The organism is Streptomyces ziwulingensis, assembly GCF_039542605.1.
Lineage (GTDB): Bacteria > Actinomycetota > Actinomycetes > Streptomycetales > Streptomycetaceae > Streptomyces > Streptomyces ziwulingensis.
This window is the reverse complement of record NZ_BAABIG010000162.1, coordinates 1-1920: the sequence shown is the minus strand read 5'-3', so window position 1 is coordinate 1920 and position 1920 is coordinate 1. Positions and strand designations below refer to the sequence as shown.

At 24.6% G+C, this 1920-nt stretch carries 1 protein-coding gene and 1 pseudogene; both read left to right on the top strand.

Translation table 11 applies throughout. From position 1 onward, the window contains the following. Positions 1-86: 86 nt before the first annotated feature. Positions 87-1364 (top strand): annotated as a pseudogene (locus ABEB00_RS35925) (DNA polymerase). A 153-nt stretch (positions 1365-1517) separates the two neighbouring features. Continuing rightward, a partial coding sequence (locus ABEB00_RS35920) for a DNA polymerase (RefSeq protein WP_345624932.1) occupies positions 1518-1920 on the top strand: 403 nt, incomplete at its 3' end.

Sequence of the window (1920 nt, the reverse complement as noted above, 5' to 3'; positions counted from 1 at the left end):
GTGATAGTTCTATTTACATTAATAAAATTAATGAACAAAATAAACAATTATCAAAAGATGAAATAAAATTATTTGATTATGATAATATGTTTATTAATAATAAATATATTATTTTAAACAAAAGATTAGAAAATAATATATACTTAAGAGAAGTATACAGTATTCACATGGGGTCATTTGAAAGTAGTATCACTGACATAATAAAAGATGACTGTACTTTTGAGAGATATTATAAAGAAACAAGTTTAGTTGTAAGAAATAATAATGCTGTTAATATTTCAGTTTCTAAAACATTACCAACTATAAAAAATATATTTAAACTAGGTTATAACGGCTTCACAGCGGAAAAAGACAATTTGGTCTCTAATCCTTTTATAGGTACTTTTGATATAGAAGTATTTAAAAATAAAGATGGGTTTGGTGAAGTATATGCAGCTGGTTTTTGTGGACTAAATAAAGATCCAAATTTATTCTATTTAAATAAAAATGAGGTTGGTAATAGGGATATACTACTGGAATGTTTAAATAGTATGTTTACATCAGAATACGATGGGTATACTTTTTATGTTCATAATTTAAATTATGACGGTATTTTTTTATTACATAAATTAAAATCAATTAATCTACAAAATGGTAGTGAGTATTATAAAATAGATCCTTTGTTTAGAGATAATTCGTTATTGAAAATAGAAGTATCTGTGCCTAGATTATTAAGTGGTAGAAAACAAGCTGTAATAGGTGCTCGTAAAAAACCTAAAGATATTCGAATAACATTTATTGATTCATTCAACATTCTTAGTCAAAAATTGAGTAAATTATGTGAAGCGTTTGATGTTGAAACAACTAAAGGTATTTTCCCTTATGATTTTGTTAATGAGAATACTTTGAATTATATAGGTGAAACACCTTCAAAAAAGTATTGAGCTAAAGCAGATCATGAAGAATATTTAACAATATATAATTCTATGTGGGATCTAAAGAAAGAGTGCTTAATTTATTTAAAGAAAGATATACTATCTTTATTAGAAATAATGGATAAATTTAATAAATACACAATTCGTAAATTTGATACCGAAATGACAAAATCTCTAACTATAAGTAGATTATCTTTAAATATTTATCTAAAACATTATTTAAAAGAGTCTAAAATACCTATTATAAAAGATAACATTTACAATGATGTTAAAGAAGGTTATTTCGGAGGTATAACAGAAGTTTATAAACCTTACGGTGAAAATTTATTTTATTATGATGTAAACTCTTTATATCCGTTTGCAGCTTTAGAAGCTATGTGTGGAAATAAATATACATACATAGAAAATCTTGACAATAGTGGTTTAAATTTAGAAAATTTATTTGGGTGATTTTATTGTGAAATAGAAGCTTCTGAACAGTATATAGGTTTATTACCTGTACGAAAAGATATGGGTTTAGTAATGCCTGTTGGTAAATTTAAAGGTTGATATTTTAGTGAGGAATTAAAATTTGTTAAAGAACATGGGTATAAGGTTAAAGTTATTAAAGGTTACAACTTTTGTAAAGAGTACAATGTATTTAATGATTACGTTATGAATTTGTATAAAATAAAAAGTACTACCCGTAATAAAGTAGAGAAAGCTGTTTCAAAAAGTTTGTTAAATAATTTGTTAGGTAGATTTGGTTTAAATATTTACAAATCTACAACAGAAATTGTAGACAGAGAAAGACTAAATTATTTAATCAGTACTCGAAATTTTACTTCTTATTACAAAATTACAAATAATGATTTTTTAATCACCTATAACCCTCAACCTTCACTAAATATTTGTGATAAATTTGGTTATGATTATACTAAGGTTTTAAAGGAATCCGGTAATTTATTAGGTGGTATAAATACTAAAGACGGAGTTGGGGAATTTAAAGATGTATCTATTGTCATAT